Source organism: Thiorhodococcus drewsii AZ1 (assembly GCF_000224065.1).
GTDB classification, from domain to species: Bacteria; Pseudomonadota; Gammaproteobacteria; order Chromatiales; family Chromatiaceae; genus Imhoffiella; species Imhoffiella drewsii.
Genome location: NZ_AFWT01000006.1, coordinates 16124 through 40858, shown reverse-complemented (window position 1 = coordinate 40858; position 24735 = coordinate 16124). Strand labels below are relative to the sequence as shown.

At 62.3% G+C, this 24735-nt stretch carries 18 protein-coding genes; 12 read left to right on the top strand and 6 right to left on the bottom strand.

Annotation, left to right across the window (positions count from 1 at the left end; all coding sequences use genetic code 11):
- From THIDRDRAFT_RS05385 to THIDRDRAFT_RS05355, 8 genes are all read left to right on the top strand, one after another.
- Window positions 1–543, top strand: coding sequence for an LPS-assembly lipoprotein LptE (locus THIDRDRAFT_RS05385; protein WP_007039794.1), 543 nt, complete (start codon window positions 1–3; stop codon window positions 541–543).
- A 9-nt stretch (window positions 544–552) separates the two neighbouring features.
- The gene (gene holA, locus THIDRDRAFT_RS05380) at window positions 553–1566 is read left to right on the top strand and encodes a DNA polymerase III subunit delta (protein ID WP_007039793.1); all 1014 of its coding nucleotides are present in this window, start codon (window positions 553–555) and stop codon (window positions 1564–1566) included.
- A gap of 152 nt (window positions 1567–1718) precedes the next feature.
- Window positions 1719–2993 (top strand): glutamate-5-semialdehyde dehydrogenase, encoded by a 1275-nt coding sequence (locus tag THIDRDRAFT_RS05375; protein ID WP_040843988.1) that lies wholly within the window; start codon window positions 1719–1721, stop codon window positions 2991–2993.
- A 179-nt stretch (window positions 2994–3172) separates the two neighbouring features.
- Window positions 3173–4630 (top strand): NAD(P)/FAD-dependent oxidoreductase, encoded by a 1458-nt coding sequence (locus THIDRDRAFT_RS05370; protein WP_007039791.1) that lies wholly within the window; start codon window positions 3173–3175, stop codon window positions 4628–4630.
- A gap of 35 nt (window positions 4631–4665) precedes the next feature.
- On the top strand, window positions 4666–4824 hold the full coding sequence (locus tag THIDRDRAFT_RS26355; RefSeq protein WP_007039790.1) for a hypothetical protein: 159 nt from the start codon (window positions 4666–4668) through the stop codon (window positions 4822–4824).
- Between the two features lie 332 nt (window positions 4825–5156).
- Window positions 5157–5801, top strand: a complete 645-nt coding sequence (gene nadD / locus THIDRDRAFT_RS05365) for a nicotinate-nucleotide adenylyltransferase (RefSeq protein ID WP_007039789.1) — start codon at window positions 5157–5159, stop codon at window positions 5799–5801.
- A 69-nt stretch (window positions 5802–5870) separates the two neighbouring features.
- The gene (gene rsfS / locus THIDRDRAFT_RS05360) at window positions 5871–6227 is read left to right on the top strand and encodes a ribosome silencing factor (protein WP_007039788.1); all 357 of its coding nucleotides are present in this window, start codon (window positions 5871–5873) and stop codon (window positions 6225–6227) included.
- A gap of 4 nt (window positions 6228–6231) precedes the next feature.
- Complete coding sequence (locus THIDRDRAFT_RS05355; RefSeq protein ID WP_007039787.1) at window positions 6232–6789, top strand: dihydrofolate reductase; 558 nt, start codon at window positions 6232–6234, stop codon at window positions 6787–6789.
- A 35-nt stretch (window positions 6790–6824) separates the two neighbouring features.
- Here the strand turns inward: THIDRDRAFT_RS05355 and THIDRDRAFT_RS05350 are convergent, their stop codons facing one another.
- Together THIDRDRAFT_RS05350 and apaG are read right to left on the bottom strand one after the other, a co-directional pair.
- Window positions 6825–7664: a symmetrical bis(5'-nucleosyl)-tetraphosphatase gene (locus tag THIDRDRAFT_RS05350; protein ID WP_007039786.1), complete on the bottom strand. Its 840-nt coding sequence runs from the start codon at window positions 7662–7664 to the stop codon at window positions 6825–6827.
- Between the two features lie 74 nt (window positions 7665–7738).
- Window positions 7739–8110, bottom strand: coding sequence for a Co2+/Mg2+ efflux protein ApaG (gene apaG, locus THIDRDRAFT_RS05345; RefSeq protein WP_007039785.1), 372 nt, complete (start codon window positions 8108–8110; stop codon window positions 7739–7741).
- 414 nt (window positions 8111–8524) lie between these two features.
- Between apaG and THIDRDRAFT_RS05340 the strand changes: the two genes are divergently transcribed.
- From THIDRDRAFT_RS05340 to THIDRDRAFT_RS05330, 3 genes are all read left to right on the top strand, one after another.
- Window positions 8525–9502, top strand: coding sequence for a Gfo/Idh/MocA family protein (locus tag THIDRDRAFT_RS05340; protein ID WP_007039784.1), 978 nt, complete (start codon window positions 8525–8527; stop codon window positions 9500–9502).
- Window positions 9503–9753: 251 nt separating this feature from the next.
- Window positions 9754–14118, top strand: a complete 4365-nt coding sequence (locus THIDRDRAFT_RS05335) for a PAS domain S-box protein (RefSeq protein ID WP_007039783.1) — start codon at window positions 9754–9756, stop codon at window positions 14116–14118.
- A gap of 131 nt (window positions 14119–14249) precedes the next feature.
- Complete coding sequence (locus tag THIDRDRAFT_RS05330) at window positions 14250–17672, top strand: CHASE domain-containing protein (protein WP_007039782.1); 3423 nt, start codon at window positions 14250–14252, stop codon at window positions 17670–17672.
- A 27-nt stretch (window positions 17673–17699) separates the two neighbouring features.
- On the opposite strand, the gene THIDRDRAFT_RS23595 is transcribed toward THIDRDRAFT_RS05330, so the two are convergent.
- The 4 genes from THIDRDRAFT_RS23595 to THIDRDRAFT_RS05310 form a co-directional block, all read right to left on the bottom strand.
- Window positions 17700–18425 (bottom strand): response regulator, encoded by a 726-nt coding sequence (locus THIDRDRAFT_RS23595; protein WP_007039781.1) that lies wholly within the window; start codon window positions 18423–18425, stop codon window positions 17700–17702.
- Between the two features lie 120 nt (window positions 18426–18545).
- On the bottom strand, window positions 18546–19538 hold the full coding sequence (pdxA, locus tag THIDRDRAFT_RS05320) for a 4-hydroxythreonine-4-phosphate dehydrogenase PdxA (RefSeq protein WP_007039780.1): 993 nt from the start codon (window positions 19536–19538) through the stop codon (window positions 18546–18548).
- Window positions 19539–19558: 20 nt separating this feature from the next.
- Window positions 19559–20896, bottom strand: coding sequence for a peptidylprolyl isomerase (locus tag THIDRDRAFT_RS05315; RefSeq protein WP_007039779.1), 1338 nt, complete (start codon window positions 20894–20896; stop codon window positions 19559–19561).
- On the bottom strand, window positions 20877–23531 hold the full coding sequence (locus THIDRDRAFT_RS05310) for an LPS-assembly protein LptD (RefSeq protein ID WP_040843987.1): 2655 nt from the start codon (window positions 23529–23531) through the stop codon (window positions 20877–20879). The genes THIDRDRAFT_RS05315 and THIDRDRAFT_RS05310 overlap by 20 nt, the downstream gene beginning before the upstream one ends.
- Window positions 23532–23737: 206 nt before the next feature.
- On the opposite strand from THIDRDRAFT_RS05310, the gene THIDRDRAFT_RS05305 reads away from it, so the two are divergent.
- Window positions 23738–24715: an aminoglycoside phosphotransferase family protein gene (locus tag THIDRDRAFT_RS05305; RefSeq protein WP_007039777.1), complete on the top strand. Its 978-nt coding sequence runs from the start codon at window positions 23738–23740 to the stop codon at window positions 24713–24715.
- Window positions 24716–24735 lie beyond the last annotated feature (20 nt).

Here is a 24735-nt window from a genome sequence, read left to right as displayed (position 1 = left end):
ATGTTCAGCCGCCGTTTCGAGACCGCTCGGTCCGGACGCCCTGTTTCGGCGCGGGTTGGGACCTGGCTGTTGGTCTCCCTGCTCGTCGCCGTGCTGGTCTCGGGATGTGGATTTCAGCTGCGTGGCGAGGTCGAGATCCCGCAGGACCTCACGCCGATCTATGTCGACTCGAGTCCCGGCTCGCCGGTGCGCAGCGCGATCAGGGATCTGCTGACCGGTAGCCAGGTGCATCTGACCGAGAACCCTGCCGAGGCCAATCTGCGGCTGCGGATTCTGTCCGAGGGCCGCTCCTCGCGCGTGGCGGCCGTGAACGCCAACGGCAAGACGCTGGCCTACGAGCTCCACTATGTCGTCCGCTTCGATGCCGTCTCTCCGGATGGAGCCCAGAAGGTGCCGACACAGACCATGGATCTGGTCCGCAACTTCGATAACCCAGACGTCGAGGTGCTCGGCAAGCAGCTCGAAGAGGATCTCATCTACGAAGACTTCGCGACCGATGCGGCCGATCGCATTCTGATGCGGTTACGTGCGGTGTTGAATTAGGCGATTGCGGTGCAGGTCAGATTCAATCAGCTCCAGACGCATCTGAAGTCGGGGCTCGCACCGGTCTATCTGGTCTGCGGTGACGAGCCTTATCAGTTCGGCGAGTCCGCCCGTCTCATCCGCGAGGCGGCGAGGCGCAAGGGGTTCGATGAGCGCGAGGTGCTGGATGCCGAGGCGGGTTTCGATTGGCGCGCCCTCGCCGCCGCCTCGGCCTCCATGTCGCTCTTTTCGGCGCGTAAGCTGATCGAGTTGCGCGCGCCGGGCGGGAAGCTCGGCAAGGAGGGCGGGGCGGCGATCCGCGAGTATTGCGCGCATCCCTGCTCGGACAATGTGCTCCTGCTTCTGGCGTTGGGGTTGGAGCGAAAGGATCTACAGACGCAATGGGCCAAGGCGCTCGACTCCGTCGGTGCGGTGATCCAGGTCTGGCCGCTCAAGGAGCAGGAGCTGGAGTCCTGGATTGGGCAGCGTCTACAGGCGGTTGGCTTTCAGCCCGCGTCCGGAGTATCGGCCCTTCTGGCCGAGCGCTCCGAAGGCAATCTGCTGGCCGCCGTTCAGGAGATCGAGAAGCTGCGGCTTCTCCATGAGGGAGGCCCGCTGGTCCTGGACGATCTGCTCGGTAATCTGGCTGATAGCGCACGCTTCGATCTCTTCGCCCTGACCGATGCCGCGCTGAATGGCGAACGCGCCCGTGTGCAACGTATCCTGTCCGTTCTCCGCGCGGAGGGAACCGCCGACGTTCTGGTGCTCTGGGTCATGGCGCGCGAGCTGCGCATGCTGGCCGAGGCCGCCGGTGCCATCGCGCGCGGGGACTCCCCGTCCAGCGTCTTCGCCCAGCATCGCGTGCCTCGGCAGCGTCTGTCGGCGCTCGAACGTGCGCTTCGGCGACTGCCGCTGGCGTTGCTGCATAGTCTGTTGCAGCAGTGCGCCGAGGTCGATCGTATCATCAAGGGCTATGCCCAAAGCGATTCATGGCGGCGTCTGGCGATCATCGCCGATAGGCTGGCTACTGGGCGTCAGTCCTGAACGGGGTTGGCCGGCGGTGTCTCGATCCCTTCCGGATGGCAATTCAGGCTCGTCTATAATCGAACATCTCTCGCGTCTTTCCATCGGTTTGCGATGCCTGTGCGGACAGGGTCTTGCGGTGGGCGCGCATCTTTATCGAACGGGTTTTACCGATGACTGCAGAACAGATCGACGACGTCGTTGGCTACATGAACGAGGTCGGGCAACGCGCCCGAGTCGCGGCGCGCGCCATGGCGCGTGCCGGAACGGGCCAGAAGAACGCGGCATTGATCGCGATCGCGGACCTTTTGGATCACCAGCGCGCCGCCATCGCCTCGGCCAATCGACAGGACATGGAGGCTGGCGCGGCCAAGGGGCTGGACGCGGCGCTGCTGGACCGGCTCGAACTGACGCCCGCACGGATCGATTCCATGATCGAGGGTCTCCGGCAGGTTGCGACCTTACCGGATCCGATCGGCGCCATCACGGATCTCGACTATCGCCCGTCCGGGATCCAGGTCGGGCGGATGCGGGTGCCGCTCGGTGTGGTGGGCATCATCTACGAATCGCGTCCGAACGTGACCGCCGATGCTGCGGCGCTCTGTCTGAAGTCGGGCAACGCGACCGTGCTGCGTGGCGGCTCCGAGGCCTTTGCCTCGAATCAGGCGATCGCGGACTGCATTCAGCGGGGATTGGTCGAGGCAGGGCTTCCTGCCGAGGGCGTGCAGGTGGTGGCGACCACCGATCGCGCTGCGGTCGGCGCCATGATCGCCATGCCCGAGTGTATCGACGTCATCATTCCCCGTGGCGGCAAGGGCTTAATCGAGCGCATCAGTCGCGACGCCAGGGTGCCCGTCATCAAGCATCTGGACGGTATCTGTCACGTCTACATCGACGCCCAGGCGGATCTCGACAAGGCGTTCTCCATCGCCCTGAACGCCAAGACTCAACGTTATGGCACCTGCAATACCATGGAGACCCTGCTGGTCGACGCAGCGGTGGCGGACGCCATCCTGCCCAGATTGGCGGCGGCCTATGCGGAGAAGGGGGTCGAGCTGCGGGGCTGCGTCCGTACCCGCGATCTGATTCCGGATGCCAGTCCGGCGACGGAGGCCGATTGGGATACCGAGTATCTGGCGCCGATCCTTTCGATCCGCGTGGTCGATGGGTTGGACGAGGCCATGGATCACATCGCACGTCATAGCTCGGCCCATACCGAGTCGATCGTCACCGAGGACTATTCGCGCGCTCGACGCTTTTTGCGCGAGGTCGATTCGAGTTCCGTCATGGTGAATGCCTCGACGCGCTTCGCCGATGGCTTCGAGTATGGGCTGGGCGCGGAGATCGGCATCAGCACGGACAAGTTCCATGCACGTGGTCCAGTCGGGCTGGAAGGATTGACCTCGCTCAAATTTGTGGTGCTGGGCAACGGAGAGATTCGCGTCTGAGGGAACCCTAGGGTTGGATTCGGGTCTCTTGGATCGAAAAAACCTTAGTTCGTCCTCGACAATTATCAATTCAATTGTTAAGAATGCTGCAGTAGCCCCGGTCGGGGCGGCTGTCAGGGCTCAAATCGAAGTCAAACAGGTTTCCGTCTCCAACTACAAAGATAGGGAGGAGTGTCTCTATGGCACGTGTCGTGATTCTCGGAGCAGGCATCTCGGGTCATACGGCCGCTAGATACTTGGGTAAATGGATCGGCAAGAAGCACGAGGTGATCGTGGTTTCGCCCAAGCCGAAATGGAACTGGATTCCCTCGAACATTTGGGTCGCAGTGGGTGAAATGACGGAAGCCCAGGTCACCTTCGATCTGGCCCCCATCTACAAGAAGGTCAATGTCGCCTTCCATCAGGCGAAGGCGCTCTCCATCAACCCGGAGGGCAGCGCTACGCGCGATAAGCCGTTCGTGAGCGTGGAGTACACCGAATCCGGCCGCGAGGGCGAGTTGGGCGAGATTGAGTACGATTATCTCATCAACGCGACTGGACCCAAGCTCAACTTTGGTGCCACCCCAGGTCTAGGTCCCGATGGGGGCCATTCGTTGTCGGTGTGCACGTCCGAGCATGCCTTGGAGACCAATGCGGCGCTTCAGGAATGCATCAAGGCCATGAAGGGCGGCGCGACCAAAACCTTTGTCATCGGAACGGGGCATGGCATGTGCACCTGCCAGGGCGCCGCCTTCGAGTACATCTATAACGTCGATCACACACTGCGCGGGGCGGGTGTGCGCGATCGTGGCCGCATCATCTGGATCAGCAACGAGTACGAGCTGGGTGATTTCGGGATGGGCGGGGTTCATATCACCCGTGGTGGTTACCTAACCAACGGTAAGGTCTTTGCCGAGTCGCTGATGGTCGAGCGCGAAGTCGAATGGATCACTCGCGCGGCTGTGACCAAGGTCGAGCCCGGTAAGCTCCACTACGAACAGCTCGATGGAAGCACGCATGAGCTGGAGTTCGATTTCGCCATGCTGATTCCGCCCTTCGCCGGTGTGGGAATCAAGGCGTTCGACAAGTCCGGTGGCGACATCACCAGCGAGGTCTTCGCGCCCAATGGCTTCATGAAGGTCGATGCGGATTACACTCCCAAGGCCTATGAGGATTGGAGCAAGAACGATTGGCCGAAGACCTATCAGAACCCAAAGTACAAGAACATGTTCGCCGTCGGTATCGCCTTTGCGCCGCCGCATCCGATCAGTAAGGTCATGAAGAGCCCTAGCGGCACCCAGATCAGCCCGACTCCTCCGCGGACCGGCATGCCCTCGGCGACGATGGGACTGGCGGTCGCCGGCAGCATCCGCGACATGATCAATGGCGCCTCGGGTCCGACCCATACCGCCTCTATGGCCGAAACGGGAGCGGCTTGCGTGGCCTCGACCGGCATGGATTTGTTCAAGGGATCGGCGGCGACCATGACGGTCTTTCCGGTCGTGCCGGACTACGAGACCTATCCGGAATACGGTCGTGATATGAACCTCACCTTCGGTGAGATCGGTCTTGCTGGGCACTGGATGAAGTACCTGTTGCATCACGTTTTCATCTATCAGGCCAAGTTGCGTCCAGGCTGGTCGATTCTTCCGGATTGATCCGAACGAAAATCGAGGCGAAGAGGTAACCAATCATGGCAGTCAAGAACAAAGAACCCTATCAGCAGGCCTACTATCCGCCAGTTCCGACCGGTTTCACTAAATACATGCGAACCTCGGCCGTCTGGCAGTTCTATCGTTTCTGGGTCATCAATCTGAAGATCCTGAAACTGATGCTCAAGTCGCATAACTGATGCCGGTTTAGCGATCGATGCCCAGAACTGCCGCGACGGGTTCGCGGCAGTTCTTTTTTGGAGCGGAGTCTTCGGCGTTCATGGCGCAGGACAATCCGAGCGGATTCTGCTAACGTGCGCCCCATCCGCTAATCACCACCTTACGTGGGCAAGGGGATCTTGCTTCAAGTTCGGCTTGTCATCTCAATGACCTCCAGCGCCTCAAAAGGGGCGGCCGGCTCCTGTCGATCCGTCGGGGTCGTTCGGACACCCGGTGACTTCGAGTTGCAAACCCCCGTTTCAAAACTGGTCGCCATGCATGCGAATGCTGTCGTCCGGGTTGCGCGTGACGCATGATCGGCATCTTCGGCGGTACCTTCGACCCAGTGCATCACGGACATCTTCGGCCTGCCTTGGACTGTCTCCAGGGGCTCGGGCTGGAGCGTCTGTCGTTTGTTCCGCTGAAGGTCGCGGTGCACCGCGAACAGCCGCGCGCCGATGCCCAGGCGCGGTTCGCCATGCTGGAGGCGGCGATTCAGAGCGAGCCCGGTTTTGCGGTGGATCCGCGCGAACTTCTGCGTGAAACGCCTTCCTATACCTATGAGACCCTCATGTCGTTGCGCGACGAACTGGGGCCTCGGAGGTCGCTCTGTCTTTTGATCGGTGCCGACGCCTTCGCGGGCTTTCTGCGCTGGTATCGGCCGATGGAGATTCTGGAGATGGCGCACCTGGTGGTGATGCGTCGTCCGGGACACGATCCGGCCGAGGAGCCGGCGCTGCGCGATCTCTATCGGGCACGGGGTTGCGAGGATGCGGCGGCGCTGGCCGCCTTGCCCTCAGGGCGGATTCAATTTCAGGATGTGACCCAACTGGGGATCTCGTCCACGCGGATTCGTCAGCTGATCGCGCAGGGCAAGCGTCCGCGCTATCTACTGCCCGATCCGGTGCTCGACTACATCGAGCGCACCGGGCTATATCGGACCGGATCCGATGGATGACGCCCGACGGGCATTTCGTTTTTTAGACTGGTGCAATGGCACCCCCTGACCTTCCGCAGAGGAGATCGCATGCAGCTTGAACAACTCCGGCAACTCGTTCTGGATACCCTGGCCGATATGAAGGCCAAGGATGTTTCCGTCATGGATGTGCGTGGCAAGACGTCGGTGACGGATTTCATGGTGGTCGCCTCCGGAAACTCCGACAGGCATGTGAAGGCGATCGCCGAGACGATTGCCTTTCGTTCCAAGGAGGCCGGCGAGACGCCGCTCGGTACCGAGGGGCTCGCGGAGGGCGAGTGGGCGCTGGTCGACCTCAATGGGGTCGTGGTCCATGTGATGCAGTCCAAGGTGCGTGATTTCTATAATCTGGAGCGGCTCTGGTCGGCCCCGGCCGAGGTCCCCTCGATCGCGGCCTCGGCTCACTGAATCCATGGCGTCCGATCTCTCGCGGCCGGCCGGAGCGCCAACCGGTCGGCCTTTGTTGTCTTTGGTGGCGGCCGTTGCCGAAAATCGGGTGATCGGGCGGGATAACGATCTACCCTGGCGGCTTCCGGCGGATCTCGCCCATTTCAAGCAGTTGACGCTGGACAAGAGCATCGTCATGGGGCGGCGGACCTGGGAGTCCCTGCCGGGTGTGCTGCCGCGCAGACGTCATATCGTGCTCTCGCGGGATCCGGGATTCGCGCCCGAGGGCTGCGACGTGGTGAGCAGCCTGGACGCTGCGATCGCCCTGGCCGAGGGCGAGTCGGATCTGATGGTCGTGGGTGGCGCCGCGCTCTATGCCGAGGCCATGCCGCGCGCGGATGCGCTGCTCCTCACGCTGGTTCATACGCGAGCTCAGGGCGATGTCTTCTTTCCGGACTGGGATCCGCATGACTGGCGCGAGGTTGGCCGGGTCGAGCGATCTGCCGATGAGCGCAATGCATTCGCCATGACCTTTATCGAATGGCAGAGGGTCAGCAGCCCCGCAGCGACCCTATTGGGCTGATCGTGTCACGCGTCCCGGGTGATCCGAGCGACGCATCAGTCGATGCGATCCGGTCTGAGGTGCCCATGGCAGTCGAGCTGAACGGTCTCCATGGGCATGCGATCGATCCGCAGCGCGGTCAGGGATCCGCCCCAGAGGCAACCACTGTCGATCGCCCAGACGTTGTCTCCATTCCAGTAACCCAGCGTCGACCAGTGTCCGAAGATGATACGGTCGTTCTGCGTGCGTCTTCCGGGCGCCTGGAACCAGGGCACCAGGCCGGATGCCTGTGAGCCGATGTCGCCCTTTTCCTTGAGCGCGAGCGTGCCGTTGGGTGAGCAGAAACGCAGTCGGGTCAGGCAGTTGGTGATGAGTCTGAGCCGGTCCATCCCGGTGAGATCAGGGGACCATCGGGCCGGTTTGTCGCCATACATGGCGGCGAGGAAGTTCCTGTAATCGTCGCCCCGAAGGACGTCCTCGAGTTCGCGGGCGTAGATTTGGGCCTCGGTCAGATCCCACTGGGGCGGAAGTCCCGCATGGATCAGTGTCAGGCCGCGCTCCCTGTCGTGATGGAGCATCGGTCGGTGGCGCAGCCAGTCGAGCAGTTCATCTCGGTCTGGCGCCTTGAGCACCGGGTCCAGTGTGCTTTTCTTGGCGTGCTTGCTGTTGCCGTTGGCCAGCGCGAGCAGGTGCAGGTCGTGGTTTCCGAGCACGCAGACGGCCGTTTCGCCGAGGTCGCGCACGAAGCGGAGTACGGCGAGCGAATCTGGACCTCGGTTGACCAGATCCCCGACGAACCACAGCCGATCATTAGCCGGGTCGAAGTTGAGGCGGTCGAGCAGTCGACGCAACTCCGAATAGCATCCTTGGATATCGCCGATGGCGTAAATTGGCATGCGAAGAGCTTCTCCAAGAGGCTGCGAGCCCCCAGCAAGCTGGGGGCATCGCGGGAGCGTCTTTCTAGCGTCTTTTAGTGAAGACTGGTCGATGCGAGCGAGAAGGCGGGGATGCGAGCTTCGAATCGCGTTCCGTCTTCGGCGAGCATGCCGTAGCTTCCGTGCATGCTTCCCAGCGGGGTTGCGAGGATGGCGCCGCTGGTGTACTCGTAGGAGGTCCCGGGCGCGATGCTCGGTTGCTCTCCGATGACGCCTTGGCCGCGTACCTCCTGCACCTGCCCATCCGAATCCGTGATGATCCAGTGCCGATCCAGGAGTCTGGCCGGGGCCTCGCCCTGGTTCTCGATGACGATGGTGTAGGCGAACACATATCGCCCCTCTTCGGGCGATGAACGGTCGGGTTGATACTGGCTCTGTGCCGATATCTTGATAGGGTAGTCTTTCACCTGGGTCTCCACGGCAGACAATGGCTTCAGAAGTCGTGATAATACGTGCGAGAGGTCAACCCGGGGCGCGGAAAGGGGGTGGACTTATGGGGTTTCTCCATAATAATGAGACCGAACATTAGACAATTGTTGACAGTTTACGCGAAGCGATCTCAGCCATGTTGATAATGACGAAACGCAGTCACCGGAAGACCGATCCGTTTTTGTTGCTTGTACTCTTCGTTGCGATCAGCATGTTTGCGACCCTGGCCTATCAGGTCTCCGTCTACTCTGGAGGCGACAGACCGCCGCTCGCGGTGGAGTCCTCCGGCCCGCCGTCACAAATCGGCGGTTGATGGCCGGTACCTGCATCGGCGAGGGGCATTCCACAGCCTCGCCCGCTTTCTTCTCATCCAATCTCGCTGGTTTTTCCGAATGTCAGATCAATCCCCGCTCGACAAGCTTCGTGTTGCCGTCATCGGCGTCGGCTATCTCGGTCGTTTCCATGCGCTCATCTACTCGCGCATGCCGGACGTCGAGTTGGTCGGCGTCTTCGATACGGATGCCGAGCGGGCGAGGACCATTGCAGAGGAGGCCGGTTGCGCTCCGTTCTCCGCGATTGATGATCTGATCGACCGTGTCGACGCCGTGAGCGTGGTGGTGCCGACCTCGGCCCATCTACAGGCCGCCAAGCCCTTTTTGTCGCGCGGCATCCATGTCCTTCTGGAGAAACCGATCGCCGTGACCCATGAGGAGGGCGCCGAGATCGTACGGCTCGCTAGGGAGAATGGCTCCATGCTCCAGATCGGTCACGTCGAGCGCTTCAACGCCGGCGTCATGGCCCTGGCCGAGCGTATCCGCTCGCCGCTCTATATCGAGGCACAGCGCATGGGCGGCTTCGTCGAGCGTGCCACCGACGTGGACGTGGTCTCCGATCTCATGATCCACGATATCGACATCATCCTGTCCCTCGTCGATGCCGAGATCCGCAACATCTCCGCCGTGGGGGCCTCGGTGCTGACCGAGCATGTCGATATCGCCAACGCCCGTTTGGAATTCGACAACGGAACCGTGGCCAACGTGGTGGCAAGCCGGGTGTCGGAAAAGACGACCCGGCGCATCCGGGTGTTCCAGTCGCGTACCTATCTCTCGCTCGACTTCGTCGGTCAGACCATCGATGTGGCCGAAACCCAATCCGTCGAGGGCGAGTCCAGGCCGGCGATCGTGCGCGATCGCATCCATGTCGAGCCCATCAAGCCGCTCGACCGCGAGATCGCCGAGTTCGTGCGCGGTGTCCGTGAAGGAACCTCTCCTCTCGTCAATGGCCGGGTCGGTCTCAAGGCGTTGGATGTGGCGCTGGAGGTGCGTGCCCGTATTGCGGCGGCGGGGGAGCTGCAGAAGCGCTCTGGATGATGCCGTTACGGCCTCTCCTCGGGATTTGGCGCTCATTGAGGATCTCGCGAGCGCTGCCTGATGTTCTCTCCCAGTAGCTGCTGGTTGAGCCGAGACGGTTCCTGGTTGTCCTGCAACGCTGGCTTCTGCGATACGCTTCGACGGAGGCTCGCAAACAAGGATCGTGTGCGCATCCCTGTGACGTTGATGGCGATGTCCCTCTAATGCTCTGTTCTGCATAGAACAATCCCCTCTGTTGGGAGTGACCGCAGATGCCGAGATCCACCCCCTTAAGGAAGACGCTGGGTCGGGTTTTGAGCAGTCTCGGGCTCACTCAGGCTGTCGTGCTTTTTGCTGCCCTGTCTGCCATTCTGGTGGGCTCCACGAGCGTCACTGCACTGATCGAACAGCGTTTTCGAGAGACCGCTGGGAATGCACTGGAGACCGTGCTCGAAGGCACCGATCGTGCAATCCGGGTCTGGGCCAGGGATCAGCGTCGGGCCGCGCTCGCTTTCGCCCAGTCCACGAACGTAACTACTGCCGTCGGCTCACTGCTCGCAGCGGATCCCGATCGGGCCTCGCTGCTCGCCTCCGATGGCCTGAGACGGTTGCGCGAGCAGTTCAATGTCCACCTCGAGACCGGGCAGTACAGCGGCTTTTTCATCATCGGCCCGGACAACCTGAGCCTGGCCTCGTCCAGGGATGACAATGTCGGATCGACGAATCTCCTGATCGAGCAGCCTGATGTGCTGGAGAAGCTTTGGGCCGGTGAGACGGCGCTGAGCCGAATTCAAGCGACCGACATCCCGTTGCGCGGCGCTGTTCCGCTGTACCGCCAAGAGACCATGTTCGTCGGTGCCCCGGTTCGGGATGCGCGGGGCCAGATCGTTGCCCTCCTGACGCTGCGCATCGACCCTCATGAAGTCTTGTTTCCATTGCTGAATCAAGGCCGTATCGGCGATACCGGCACAACCTATGCTTTCGACCGACAGGGCTACCTGCTGTCCTGGACCCGGCTCGAGCCCAGGCTGCGTGCCTTGGGTCTGCTCGGCTCGGCACAGGCCGGTCTGGGCGATGATTCGCAGCAGACACGTTTGAAGCCACCCCGAGTGCGGATTACCGACCCGGGTGTCGACCTGAGAACGCGTAAAGAGGCCGCCGTCCGTCCCCAGGACCGCCCCCTGACTCGAATGGCTGCAAGCGCCATTCGCGGTCGACGGGGCATCGATATGGACGGTTACCGAGACTACCGGGGCGTCCCCGTCGTCGGTGTCTGGCTGTGGGATGAGGCGCTCGATATCGGTCTAGCCACCGAGCAGGACGTGGCCGAGACCTATGGCCTTTTCTCCTTCGTGCGTCTGCTCATCTATGGGGGAGTAGGCGTCACGGCGCTCATTGTCATAGCCCTGGCCACCGTCTTTGTCTGGGGACGCCGTCAGGTCCAGGAGACCCGCAACCGCCTCAAGGCGGTGTTCGATTCGGCAGTCGATGGCATCCTGATCATTGATCGCAACGGGTGCATCGAGGACGTGAACCCGGCCATTGAGACGATGTTCGGCTATCCGGCTGCGGTCATGAGGGGCCGCAACGTCAAGATGCTGATGACGGAGATGGATGCCTGGGGGCACGACGGTTATCTGGAACGCTACCGCAAGACCGGCGAGGCGCGTGTCATTGGGACCGGCCGCGAAGGCGAGGGAAGGCGGGCCGACGGCAGCCTCTTTCCCATCGAGCTGAGCGTCAACCGACTGGAGCTGGAGAGTGGACTGCGCTTCGCCGGCGTCATCCGCGACGTCAGCGAGCGCAAGCAGGCGCAGCGCCTACTGCAGGAGGCCGAGGAGCGCGGACGGTTGATTTTGGAGTCCGCAGGTGAAGGGATCTACGGCCTGGACGCTCGGGGGATCACCTCCTTCATCAATCCCGCCGCCGGACAGATACTGGGCTACGTGCCCGACGAGCTGATCGGCCGGTCCATGCATGCCGCTGTGCATAATGTACGTCCAGACGGTTCGCCTTACCCGCTTGAAGAATGCCCCATGTATGAGGCCTTTACTCATGGCAAGGCGCACTGGTCGGCGACCGAGGTGTTGTGGCACAAGGACGGACGCCCCGTTCCCATCGAATACACCACGACGCCAATCAAAAAGGATGGCCGGCTGGCGGGCGCCGTGGTTACCTTTCGCGACATCACCGAGCGCAAGCTTCTGGAAGAGCAGTTGGAGACGGCGCTCGCGACTGCGGAGCGGGAACGGGACGCGGCGACCGAGGCCAACCGCGTCATGGCCCTGACCAGGGCCGCGCTCGACCGCACCGGGATCGCCGAGTTCTGGGTTGGTGCCGGGGATGGCCGGGTGACACTGGTCTCGGACCGCGCCTGCGATCATCTGGGCTACGGTCGGGAGGAGCTGCTCGGCATGCGGGTGGCCGACTTCGACCCGAGCCTCTCGGGAGATCGCTTCGTGCAGCGGATGCAGCCGATCAGGGAGCGCGGCTGGGGCCGTTTGGAGACGATCCACCAGACCCGCGATGGGCGTCGGCTGCCGGTGGAGATCACCGCCATGTACAAGCCAGCGGAGCGGGACGGCGAGGATATCTTCATCGCCTTCGTGACCGACATCACCCAGCGCAAGGAGGCCGAGGTGCAATTGATCCAGGCCCGCGAGGAGGCCGAGGAGGCGAACCGGGCCAAATCCACCTTCCTTGCCACCATGAGTCACGAGATCCGCACGCCCCTCAACGGTGTGGTGGGCACGCTCGACATGCTGGAGCACACCAATCTGCAACCCGACCAGCAGGACCTGGCGTCGACTGCCAAGGAGTCGGCGCGCATGCTCCAGGATGTGATCGACGATGTGCTGGACTTCTCGAAGATCGAGGCGGGTCGGCTTGAGCTGGAGAGCGTCCCTCTGTCCATGGAGACGCTTCTGGAAACGCTGGGCCAGAATCTGAGCCATCTGGCGGCGAAGCAGGACGTCGAGCTGCTCATCTATTGCGATCCCCGGCTGCCGCAGGTCAAGGGCGATCCGGTCCGTCTCAACCAGATCCTGCTCAACCTGGCCGGCAACGCCATCAAATTTACCAGCGATCTGTCGGGGCGCTCAGGCAGGGTGCTGGTGTGCGTTGAGATGCTGCAGCAGATGAACGGTCGGGTAGGGATCGCGCTAAGGGTCGAAGACAACGGTATCGGAATGAGCGAAGCGGTGCGCGAGCGTCTGTTCCAGCCCTTCGTGCAGGGCGAGGGAGAGACGACCCGCCGTTTCGGCGGCACCGGACTCGGTCTGGTGATCACCCAGCGCCTGGTGGAGCTGATGGGCGGGCGCGTCGAGGTGCGCAGCGAACTCGGTCAGGGCTCTACCTTTGCGGTACGCCTGGCCCTGGACTCGGTGCAGGGACCTTCCGAAGAGAGGCGCAGCGCTCTCGCCGGAATCCGGGTCCTGTTGATCGAGGACGAGAGCGAGTCCACGCGGATATTGGAGGACTATCTGCAGCACGCGGGCGCCGAGGTGACGTCGGTTCAACCGAGCCGGGCGCTGGCGGCGTGCCGGGAATTGTGCAGCACGACGGCAGAGGCCCTGGTGGTCATCGACAATCACGGCGACACGAGCGTCTCCACGCCGGTGCGCGAGCTGCTGCGCATCGCGGCCGGCGATCCCCATTCGCATTTTGTGCTGATCGAGCGCGGTCGGCGTCGCGATCCTCTCACCGATAAGGAGGACCGCGTCTCGCTGGACCTCAACGCCATGCGTCGCAGGACATTGATCAACGCGGTGGCTGTCGCGGCCGGGCGCGAATCGCCCGAGCGGTCCGGCGTATCCGACTTTGAATTCACTCTCTCCGAGCCGGTTTCTGTCGACGAGGTCAGGGCCTCGGGCCGTTTGATTCTGTTGGCGGACGACAACGAAACCAATCGCAAGGTGATCGGACAGCAGTTGCGCATGCTGGGCTATGGCGTGGTGTTCGCGGAAGACGGCAGGCAGGCCCTCGCCAAATGGCGGGCGGATGACTTCAACCTGTTGCTGACCGATTGCCATATGCCGTTGATGGATGGATATCAGCTGTCACGACGTATCCGCGAGCTGGAAAAGGACGGCGAGCGTGCACCCATCGTCGCCATTAGCGCCGATGCCATGAAGGGAACGGCGCAGAAATGTTTTGCGGCCGGTATGGACGACTATGTCACCAAGCCGATCCAGCTGCACGAGCTTCAGTCCGTTCTGGAGAAATGGCTGAAAGCAGGAGTGCGCGCTGACGTGGCGAAGGTCCCAGTGGAGGAGGCGGTTCCCGCTCCGGCAGAGGCGTTGGACCCCAAGGTACTGGGAGAGCTTCTGGGGACTCAGGATCCTGAGGTGCTAGCCGATTTTTACGACGATTTTCTGAGAACCGGCTCACAGACCGCAGGACTGATCCAAGCGGCGTATTCTGGCTCGGACATCGCCGAGCTGGGACGTCTGGCGCACCAGCTGAAGTCATCGGCCAGAACGGTGGGCGCGAACGGCTTGGCAGATTCCTGTCAGCGTCTCGAAGAGGCGGCCAAGGGCGGCGATTCCGCATGCGTCGCACAGGAGATGGACCGCTTTTCGAGCCTTTTCCAGCAGGTTGGGCAATGGATCGAGCACAATCAGATGCAGGCCGAGTGACCAGATGCAGGGTTGATTCTGCGCCCGGGCGTCAGGCCGGGAGATGGGATAACCGGCTGGCTGGCGTCCTAGCCTGCATATAGTCGGGACCCTTGAGTCTGAACGGGATCATTTGGGTGTTCAGAGATCGGATGCAAGAGAGAAACCGAACCCCTCTGTCGAGCTTTGCTCGGTCTGCCCGAGCCAGGGGCGCCAACCTACGCAGCGTTCTCTCGTGGGTCGTGCTGCTGGTCGCCCTGTTGCCGGTCCTGCTGGCCTGGATGGGGCTGCGCGATCACGGGCGACAGATCGCGACGCGGCAGTTCGAGCTGCTCAGCCGCGAGATCCACGAGGGGATCGAGCAGCGGCTGCGCGACCACGAGCAGATCCTGCTCGGCGGCGCCGGGCTCTTCGACGCCAGCGAGACGGTCTCCCGCCAGGAATGGCACGACTATATCGTGCGGTTGCGTCTGGCGAAGAACTATCCCGGCATCCTGGGCGTCGGCTACAGTCAAGTCATCCAGCCCGATCAGCTGGCGGCGCACATCGCCTCAGTGCGCGCACAGGGCTTCCCCGACTATCAGGTCAAGCCGCCCGGCGAGCGTCCGCTCTATACCTCCATCGTCTATCTGGAGCCCTTCTCCGGGCGCAACCTCGCTGCGTTCGGCTACGACATGTTCTCGCAGGAGATCCGGCGCGCGGCCATGCAGTCGGCCGTGGACACCAACGCCACGACCATCTCGGGCAAGGTCCGGCTGGTGCAGGAGACCCACGGCAAGGAGCAGGCCGGATTCCTCATGTACGTGCCCATCTATCGGCCAGATCTGCCGTTGGGGACGGCGGAGGCGCGCTGGAAGGCGCTCCGGGGCTTCGTCTACAGTCCCTATCGGGTCGACGACCTCATGGCCGGTATCCTCGGCAAGCGGAGCCTGGTGATCGAGTTTCGAATCTACGACGGCGAGAGGGTCGATTCAGACGCCCTCATGTACGACTCCGCCGTGCAGCACGAGCCGGAGCCGAATCCGAACCCGGGCCACACCGGCCTGCAGCGGATCCAGGCCTACGGGCGTACCTGGACCCTGAGCTTCCACAGCCGGCCGGCATTCGATGCCGAGACCCGCTCGGCGACCACCTGGCTGGTGCTCGGGCTGGGTATCGGCATCAGCCTCGCCCTCTTTGCCGTGACCCGGCTCTTGCTCGATCTCAAGGAGGCGGAGCAGAAGAGCCGGAGGATCCTGGAGTCTGCGGGCGAGGGCATCTACGGCCTGGACGATCGCGGCCTCACCACCTTCATCAATCCCTCCGCCGCACGCATGCTGGGCTATGCGCCGGAGGAGCTGATCGGTCGATCCATGCATGCCGCAGTGCATTACGCGCGGGAGGACGGTTCTGACTACCCGGTGGACGAATGTCCCATGTATTCCGCCTTCACCCATGGGACAGTGCACCACTGCTCGAGCGAGGTACTGTGGCGCAAGGACGGCAGCAGCCTGCCCATCGAATACACCACGACCCCGATCAGAAAGGACGGCCGGCTGGCGGGGGCCGTGGTCACCTTTCGCGACATCACCGAGCGCCGACGGGCTGAATCCCAATTGATTCAGGCTCGTCAGGGGGCCGAGGCGGCGAATCGCGCCAAGTCCACTTTCCTCGCCACCATGAGCCACGAGATCCGCACGCCGCTGAACGGGGTCGTCGGCACCATCGACATGCTGGCGCACACCAAACTGCTGTCCGAGCAGCAGGATCTGGTACGGACCGCCAAGGATTCGGCGCGCATGCTCCAGGAGGTGATCGACGACGTGCTGGATTTCTCCAAGATCGAGTCGGGCCGGCTGGAGCTGGAGAATATCCCCATGTCGCTGGAGACCATTCTGGAGACCCTTGGAGGCAATCTCGCCCACCTGGCCGCGAAGCAGGGGGTCGAGCTGCTGATCTACTGCGATCCTGGGCTGCCGACCGTCGAGGGGGATCCGGTCCGGCTCAATCAGATCCTGTTCAATCTGACCGGCAATGCGATCAAATTCAGCAAGGACCTGCCGGACCGCTCGGGCTGTGTGATGGTCTCGATCATGATGCGGGATTTCAGATCCGACCACCTGGATCTCCTGCTGCGGATCGAGGACAACGGCATCGGGATGAGCGCGGAGGTGCGCGAGCGTCTGTTCCAGCCCTTTGTGCAGGGAGAAGGGGAAACGACCCGTCGTTTCGGCGGCACCGGGTTGGGGTTGGTGATCTCGCGGCGCCTGCTGGAGCTGATGGGCGGGCATATTGAGGTGCAGAGCGAACCGAATCAGGGTGCTACCTTCTCGGTGTTTCTGTCTCTGAAGAAAGCGGCGACGTCTATTCAAGAACCTGGGCCAGGAATACTGCAGGGGGTCCGCGTCCTTCTGATTGGGAGCGAGGAGGTGTCGACCAGGATCTTGGACACTTATCTGCGGCATGCGGACGCCGAGGTGATTCTGGTGTCGTCACAGGATGCCGTGGCGAAATGTCGGGAATTGTGCGATGGAAGGAGCAGCACCGTGGTGGTCATCGACAATCATGGCGATCAACGGATCCCCACATCCATGCACGAGCTTATGCGTCGTGCGGCGGAGTCGCGCGATCTGCGCTTCGTGCTGGTGGAGCGCGGTCGGCGCGTTCAATCCCGCTTCGATCGGGAAGACTGCATCTCTTTGGACCTCAACAGCATGCGTCGCAGCTCGCTGATCAATGCGGTTGCGGTCGCTGCTGGCCGGGAATCCTTGGATCTTGCAGCCGAACCCGAGTCCGGCATCCCGTTCTCCGATCCGGTTGGCGTCGACGCGGCCAGGGCTGCGGGGCGTTTGATCCTTCTAGCGGACGACAACGAAACCAATCGAAAGGTGATCGGCCAGCAGTTGAGCATGTTGGGCTATGGCGTGGAGTTTGCCGAGGATGGTCGGCAGGCCTTGGAAAAATTTCAGGCCGAGCATTTCAATCTGCTTCTGACCGACTGCCATATGCCGGTGATGGATGGTTATCAGCTATCCCGCCGAATCCGTGAATTGGAAGATGGAGCCGAACACACCCCGATAATCGCCATCAGTGCCGACGCACTCAAGGGAACCGCGCGTAAATGCTTCGATGCCGGAATGGACGATTACGTCACCAAGCCGATCCAACTGCACGAGTTGCGTGCCCTGATGGATAAATGGCTCGGATCGAACATGCAGACCGGCGACGCCCAGACCCGGTCGGAGCCATCCCAGTCTAGTCAGCCTCAGACGGTCGATCCCGCTGCATTGGGCGAGCTGTTGGGAACGGAGGATCCGGCGATATTGCGCGATTTTTACGGCCATTTTCTGCAAACCAATGCACCGATCGCGGACCAGATGCATGAGGCAGACGTCATCTCCGACATCGCCGAGTTGGGGCACCTGGCGCATAAGCTGAAGTCGTCGGCCAGAACGCTTGGAGCGAACGGTTTGGCGGACTCATGCCAGATCATCGAAGAGGCGGCAAAGGCGGGTGACGCGGAAGGCGCGGCACACGAGATGGGGCATTTCTCGACCCTGTTTCGGCAGGTCAGGGAATGGATCGAATCCAATTGAATCCCGCGTGGGCGGTCGCGAAACTCCTTAACTCTGTGACGATGCGATGGGTATCTGGTCGCTATCCAGCGCTTCGGCCAATTCTCTGATTCGGTTGATGAGCCCCTCGTTCAAGGCTTGGCCCGCAGACATCAGCTTCATCCCTGATTTGGAGTAAAGGTCATCCGCCAGGCACATCCCTGGCTGCAATTGGCTCAATTGAACCTGTGTTCCGGCGGGCTTGCGTCTGTGGGGATCGTTCTCGCCGCGCAGAATCGAGGCTTCGACGATGGACGTCCTGTCGGCCGCGATCTGGGCAATGCTATCCAGATCCGTATTAACCGAACGATAGTGGTCCAGGCCCCGAAGGACCATCTTTTCCTGCATGGCGACGCTGATCTTCTTGGCCGCGCTTCCCAGGGTGATCGGCTTGACCAGGAATCCATTCGCATCCAGGGCCAGACTGGCGGCCACCACCTCCATGGTTGAGAAGGAGGTCACCACGATCGCCGGCATATCCGGTCTTCTCGGGCTGTTGCCGAGACGAATCTGCTTGATCAGCTCCAGACCGTTCATCTTGGGCATTTGGATGTCGGTTATCAGCAGGTCCACCTCATGGTTGCTCAAGAAGGTCAATGCCTCTTGGCCATTTTCAGCGATTGCGATCTGCTTGAGCTTGAGACCCGACAGCACCTGACTGACGACGCGGCGAAGGAAGGCGTCGTCGTCTACCAGCAAGACCCGGAGATCAGTCAGCGACAAATTGGTTGGCATGCGCAAAACCTCTGAAATGGCGGGCAAAGGTCGCCGTGATTCTCTGGTTCCATGAATCCTTCGAGGTATACATGTACCACTGTCTTTGCGCGTTGTCGCGGATGCAGTGTCCCGTCGGTCTTATCGATTCCGTCTCGTCCGAGCCATTTCGATCCCGATGCCGAGAGCCGTTTCCAGGCTGCCGAGATCGGCTCGGTCGGTTCCTGCAAGATCCAACGCGGTTCCGTGGTCGACCGAGGTGCGGATGATGGGCAGTCCCAAGGTGATGTTCGCGGCTTGGCCGAACCCCAGATGCTTGAGGACCGGCAATCCCTGGTCGTGATACATGGCGAGAACGGCATCGGCCTCGGTCAGACGTTTCGGCACGAAGGCGGTGTCGGCGGGCAGGGGGCCGATCAGGTTCATGCCCCGGTCTCGAAGGTCGGCGAGCACCGGCTCGATCACCTCGATCTCCTCGCGTCCCAGATGTCCCCCCTCGCCGGCGTGAGGATTGAGCCCGCAGACCAGAATGCGCGGTCGCGCGATGCCGAAGCGCTGTCTGAGATCGCGGTTCAGGATCTCGATGACCTCGACCAGATGGGGGCGTGTGATGGCCGCGCTGACCTGGCTCAGTGGCAGGTGGGTGGTGACCAGCGCGACCCTCAGTCCAGGGGTCGCCAGCATCATGACAGGCTCGCTGCCGCAGCGCTCGGCGAGAAACTCGGTGTGTCCGGTGAAGTGGACGCCGGCCTCGTTGATGACGGCCTTGTGCACGGGCGCCGTGACCAGTGCGTCGAATCGACCCTCTAGACAGCCGTCGCAGGCCTGGGTCAGCGTTTCCAGAACATAGCCCGCATTGCGCGGATCCAGTGTGCCGGGATGAACGGGGGCCGCGAGCGAAACGGCCTGCACCTTGAGTTCACCGGGGCGGGACGCGGCCGACGGGGCGTCCGGATCGAACGGCGACAGCGCGAGTTCGAGTCCGAGCGCCTGGGCGCGTGCGGCGAGCAGCTCGGGGGCGGCAATGGCGACCAGTTCGGCTGCCTGGGCCTGCTGGGCGAGACGCACGACGAGATCGGGACCCACGCCCGCAGGTTCGCCCGGTGTGAGCGCGAGACGCAATGGAGATGGCATGGTTGTTGGCGCTTGCTCGGTCAGGAATTGTCGTCGAGTCGGATTTCGACGTAGGCTTCGTCGCGCAGCTGTCTCAGCCATTCCTCCGTGGCCTCTTCGGCCTTGCGGCGTTGCAATGCCTCGCGTGCCTTGATGCGCATGATGTCGCCGCTGGTGTCCTGGCTGCGTCGTTCCTCGACCTGAAGGATGTGCCAGCCGAATGGACTCTTGAAGGGTTGGCTGATCTCGTTGACTCCCAGTCCTTGCATGGTCTCCTCGAACTCGGGGACGGTATCGCCTGGGTTGACCCAGCCGAGCTCTCCGCCCTTGAGTGCGGAGCCGGTGTCGTCCGAATGGGCGCGTGCCAGCATGCCGAAGTCGTCCCCGCCTTGGATGCGGGTGCGCAGTTGCGACAGTCGGCGCTTGGCGTCTGCGTCCGAGACGATCTCGTTGGTGCGGATCAGAATGTGGCGGGCCTTGGTCTGAGTGACGCTCTTGGGCGCGGCGGCCTTGATGTCGGTCAGCTTGATGATGTGGAAACCGCTCGGGCTGCGCAGCGGATCGCTGATCTCGTCCTTGGCCAGCGAATAGGCGAGGTCGGACACCAGGCTCGGCACTGCACCCATCTCGAACCAGCCGAGGTCGCCGCCCTCAAGCGCGTTGCGACCGTCCGAGTCGCGTGCCGCGAGGGTGGCGAAGTCGGCGCCTCCACGCAGTTTGGTCACCAGTCGCTTGGCCTTGGTTTCGGCAGCCTTGACCTGCTGCGGTGTGGGATTGTCGGGCAGCGCGATCAGGATGTGCTGCAATCGCACCTGCTCGCGTTCCACCAGCCGGCTCGATTCCTTGGCGAGAAAGCGGTCGATCTCCTGATCGGTGACCTGGATCTTTTTGACGACCTCTTGGCTTTGGAGGCGGCTGGTGAGGATCTGGGATCGCGTGTCCTTGCTGAAGTCGTCGAAATCGATACCGCCCGCTTCCAGCGTGGCCTGGAGTTCGGGCAGGGTGAGGCCGTTGCGGTTGGCGATGTTGTTCAGCGCCTCGTTCACCATGGCATCGCTAACCTTGATGCCCAGCTCTTTGGCCCGTTGTTGCTGCAGATGCTTGAGGATGAGGCGGTCGAGCACCTGTTTGCGCAACTGGGGTTCGGGCGGCAGGGGCGTTCCACGTTGTTTCATCTGGGGGATGACCAGCTGGATCTCTTTATCGAGTTCGCTGCTGACAACGACGTCGTTGTTGACGACGGCAACGATGGCGTCCAGCTCTTCCGTCGCCGCCTGGGTGCTGAGCGTCCCCAAGAGCGAGAGCAAGAGTAGGGCGCCGACGCTGCAGGCGAGACGCGCGTACCGCGAGAGACGGCGGTTAGTCGCTGTGATAACCATAGATTCCTCGTTCCAGGAGCTTGTCGATCTGATTGCCGAAGGACCCCAGTCCGGCAAGCTCCAGTTGTAGCATGACGCTCGTGCTTCCGCTGCTGTCGGCACTGCGTTTCAGGTGTTGCCCCAGGATGCGCAGACGCCAGCAGCAGCGGCCGAATTCGATGCCCGCGAATGCCTCGACGGTTTCGTCGTTCCGCATCGAATAGAGCCAGCGACCCACGACCCTGACCTTGGATCCGAGTGGCATCTGGAAGGACAGGTCGGCGTCCTCGTATTCCTCGGTTTCGTTATCGCCCTGATTGTAGCGATAGGCCAGATTCAGCAGACGCGCATCGTCCGGGGCGTAACGGATTTGGAAGACCTGCTTTTCCCAGGGTTGTTCCGTCTGGTTCGGATTCCATTGCAGGCTGGCCAAAGCGGACCAGTCCTTGTGAAGGTGGGCTGAGAACTCTCCGGCGACCGAGGAGGAGACGTCATTTTCGGCCTCGTTGCTGGTGAGTTGCACCTTGCGTTTATCGAAGTAATAGATCTGTCCGAGGCTGGCGCGGAGCAGTTCCTGACCCGATGTGTTGGCGATGGTACGGGAGGTCAGGCCGACCGTGAGGCGGTTCTCGTCGCCGATGCGGTCGTAACCGGTGAAGCGATTGGAACGGAAAAGGCTTGCGAAGCTGAAATCCAGTGCCGTGGTATCGAAGAGCGGCAGATCGGATTGGTCTTCATAGGGGGTCAGAACATAGTAGAGACGGGGTTCGAGCGTTTGCATGGCGCTATGACCGAACCAGTCCGTTTCGCGCTCGAAGACGAGCTTTCCATCCAGGTCCAGACTCGGGATCAGGTCGCTCGGTCGTTGCGGCAGCCCGGCATCCTGCTCGACCAGGTCGTAGCGCTTGTAGAAAACCCGGGCACGTGGAATGAGATAACCGAATCCGCGTCGGATGGGCAGGCGCAGCGAGGGGGTGGCGACCAGACGGCTGCCGTGAACCGCCGCGCTATGTTCGAAATAGTCGTACTGGGTGTCGAGTCCGTATTCCAATCCATGCCAGCTCTCGGGCGCGACCTTGAACTCGATATGCGGCAGCTGGCTATAAGGACGGTCCGCTGGGGCGATGCTGGAGTCGACCGTTTGGAAATCCTGGATACGGGTGAGTAGGCTCCAACCGTTGCCGGCATAGTGTAGATCGGCGCGCTGGGTGAGGTTTCTGATACTGGTGACGTCGAGTCGATTGCCGAAGTCCTCCATGTAGGCGTCATCCGAGACGGAGGCGTAGTCGATGCTCGTCGACCAGCGTCCACCGAAGCGACCCTGTTGGGTGACGCGCAGCGCACCGCGCGAGCCCTCGTCCGGCATCTTATCGTCCCGGGGAAGCACTTCACCGTCGACCTCCAACTCCTGGAAGCTGGCAAGATGGCGGACCTGTGCGCCGAGCATGAGTCCGCGCAGGCTCATGAATCGCGGGGTGATGGTTGCGTCCAGATTGGGGGCGATATTCCAGTAATAGGGAATGCTGAGATCGGTTCCTGTCTCCTCCGACGACCCGATGGTCGGTATGAGCAGGCCGCTGCGGCGGCGGCTGTCGATCGGAAACCGGAGGTAAGGCGTATAGAGCACCGGGATGTTGGCGATGCGGATGCGCGCGTGTCGGGCCGTGCCCATGCCCTGGGCCTGATCGAGTTCCAGATCGCTGGCCAGCAGCGACCAATCCGATTGGCCTGGAGGGCAGGTCGTGTAGAGGATGTTGTGATAGCGCGTGACCTGATCCGACAGCATCCAGGCCTGATCCGCACGCCCGCGTAGATTGGCGTTGCCCGACATGCGGTAGTGGGTGTTCTCGATGGTTCCCTTCTTGGTTTCGAGATTGTATCGGGTGCTATCTCCGGTGAGACGGACACCTGGATAATCGAGAAAGACGTGCCCGGAGGCGTCGACCTCGCCGGTGCGGTGATCGTAGTTGGATCGGTCGGCCTCCAGACGCCGATCGCCCTGCTGGTACTCGATGCCGCCCTCAAGATGGATCAGGTCCTTATCCTGATCGTAATCGACGCGATCGGCCGTGATATCGATCGGAATCGGGTCGTTGCTTGGTGCCAGAGGACCCAGGCGCGTCATGCCTGGACGGGGGCCGCAGAACTCCCAGCTCAACCCATCGTGCAAACGCTTCTCCGCCTGCTGGTCGTCGAACCCCATGGATTGGGTCGCCGAGCTGGATTTGGACGCAGGCGTTTGCTGCTTCCTCGGAGGTAGGGCCTGGTCGGCATCCGCTGCGCGCCTCTGCGGTGGAAGTCCGTCTAGGCCCGTTGGGATGTGCGTGGGTTTGTCCGTGCGTAGCGGCGGCAATGTCGGACGTGTCGCGTCGAGTTGGGTCGGCGCGAAGATCTCGTTGCGGCGCTGTTGGGCCGCTGGATCCTGTACGTCCGGTTGCGGCTCCGCGTTCAAGTCGGGCGTCGGCGATGGTTCATCCGGCTTCGCGGTCGAGGGACCGGCCGAGCAGTCGGTCGTCTGGCCGTTCTCCAGATGCGGACAATCCTCTCGACCGGCGGGGGCAGTGAGATTGTCCGGCCAGACCGGAGGGGCGAAGAGGATGATCTGAAACAGGGCGCCGAGGCAGGCGCTACGTTTGAGGTCGGCCGTGGTCGGCATGCGTCTGGCGGACTCGTCGCTGAGTGAGTGGACGGGTTGGGTTGAACCTGTAACCATGTCATATCCCGGCCGGAGCGGCAATCGCAAAGATGTGTGGCCTCGCGCCCCGGCCGCTCCGATCCTTGAATCCTAATCCACCATCGAGTTTGCCCGAATCCCGATAGGGCTTGGGCTGTGCGGGTGTCTTTGTGTCCGAACGCTATCAGATGTTGCAGCAATGGCTGGCCGACGTGCTGGCCACCGATTCATTCGAGCTGACCCCAGCCTCGTCCGATGCCAGCTTCCGGCGCTACTGGCGGCTCGCCCGGGAGGGGACGACCCTGATCGCCATGGACGCCCCGCCGGCCCACGAGGACTGCGGGCGTTTCGCGGATCTGTCGCGTCGCTTCCGCCAGATCGGCGTCAACACGCCCGAGATCCATGCCGAGAACCGTGAGCAGGGATTCCTGCTCCTGTCCGATCTGGGAAACCGCGTCTATCTGGGCGAGCTGGATGACGACACCGCCGGCCGGCTCTACGCTGATGCCCTGAGTACCCTGGCCACCATCCAGGCCCGCGCGCCCGTCGAGGGGCTGCCAGTCTACGACGCACCCTTTTTCCAGCGTGAGATGGATCTCTTTGGCGAATGGCTGCTCGGCCGTCATCTGGGCATCGTACTCGACGCTGGCGAGCAGACCATGTTCGATCGCGCTCACGCCAGTCTGATCGACAGCGCCCTGGATCAGCCCCGGGTCTGCGTCCATCGCGATTTCCACTCGCGCAACCTGATGCTGACCGAGACGGCCAACCCCGGCGTGCTTGACTTCCAGGATGCGGTGCTGGGACCTCTGACCTACGATCTGGCCTCGCTCCTGCGTGACTGCTACATCGCCTGGCCGGAGGAGCGGGTGCGCGACTGGGCGCTGGGCTATCTGGATCTGGCGATCCGGTCGGAGATCCTCGAACCGGTCCCGGCCGAGCGTTTTCTGCGCTGGTTCGACCTCATGGGCATGCAGCGTCACCTCAAGGCCTGCGGCATCTTCGCCCGTCTGAATCATCGCGACGGCAAGCCGCATTATCTCGCGGACGTGCCGCGCACGCTCGGTTATGTCATTGAGGTGGCCGGGCGTTATCCGGAGTTTGGTGATTTGGCCGATTTCCTGCGTCGGTGCGTGATGCCCGGTCTCTCGTCGGTATCGCCCTGAAGGGCATGGTCGCCGACTGG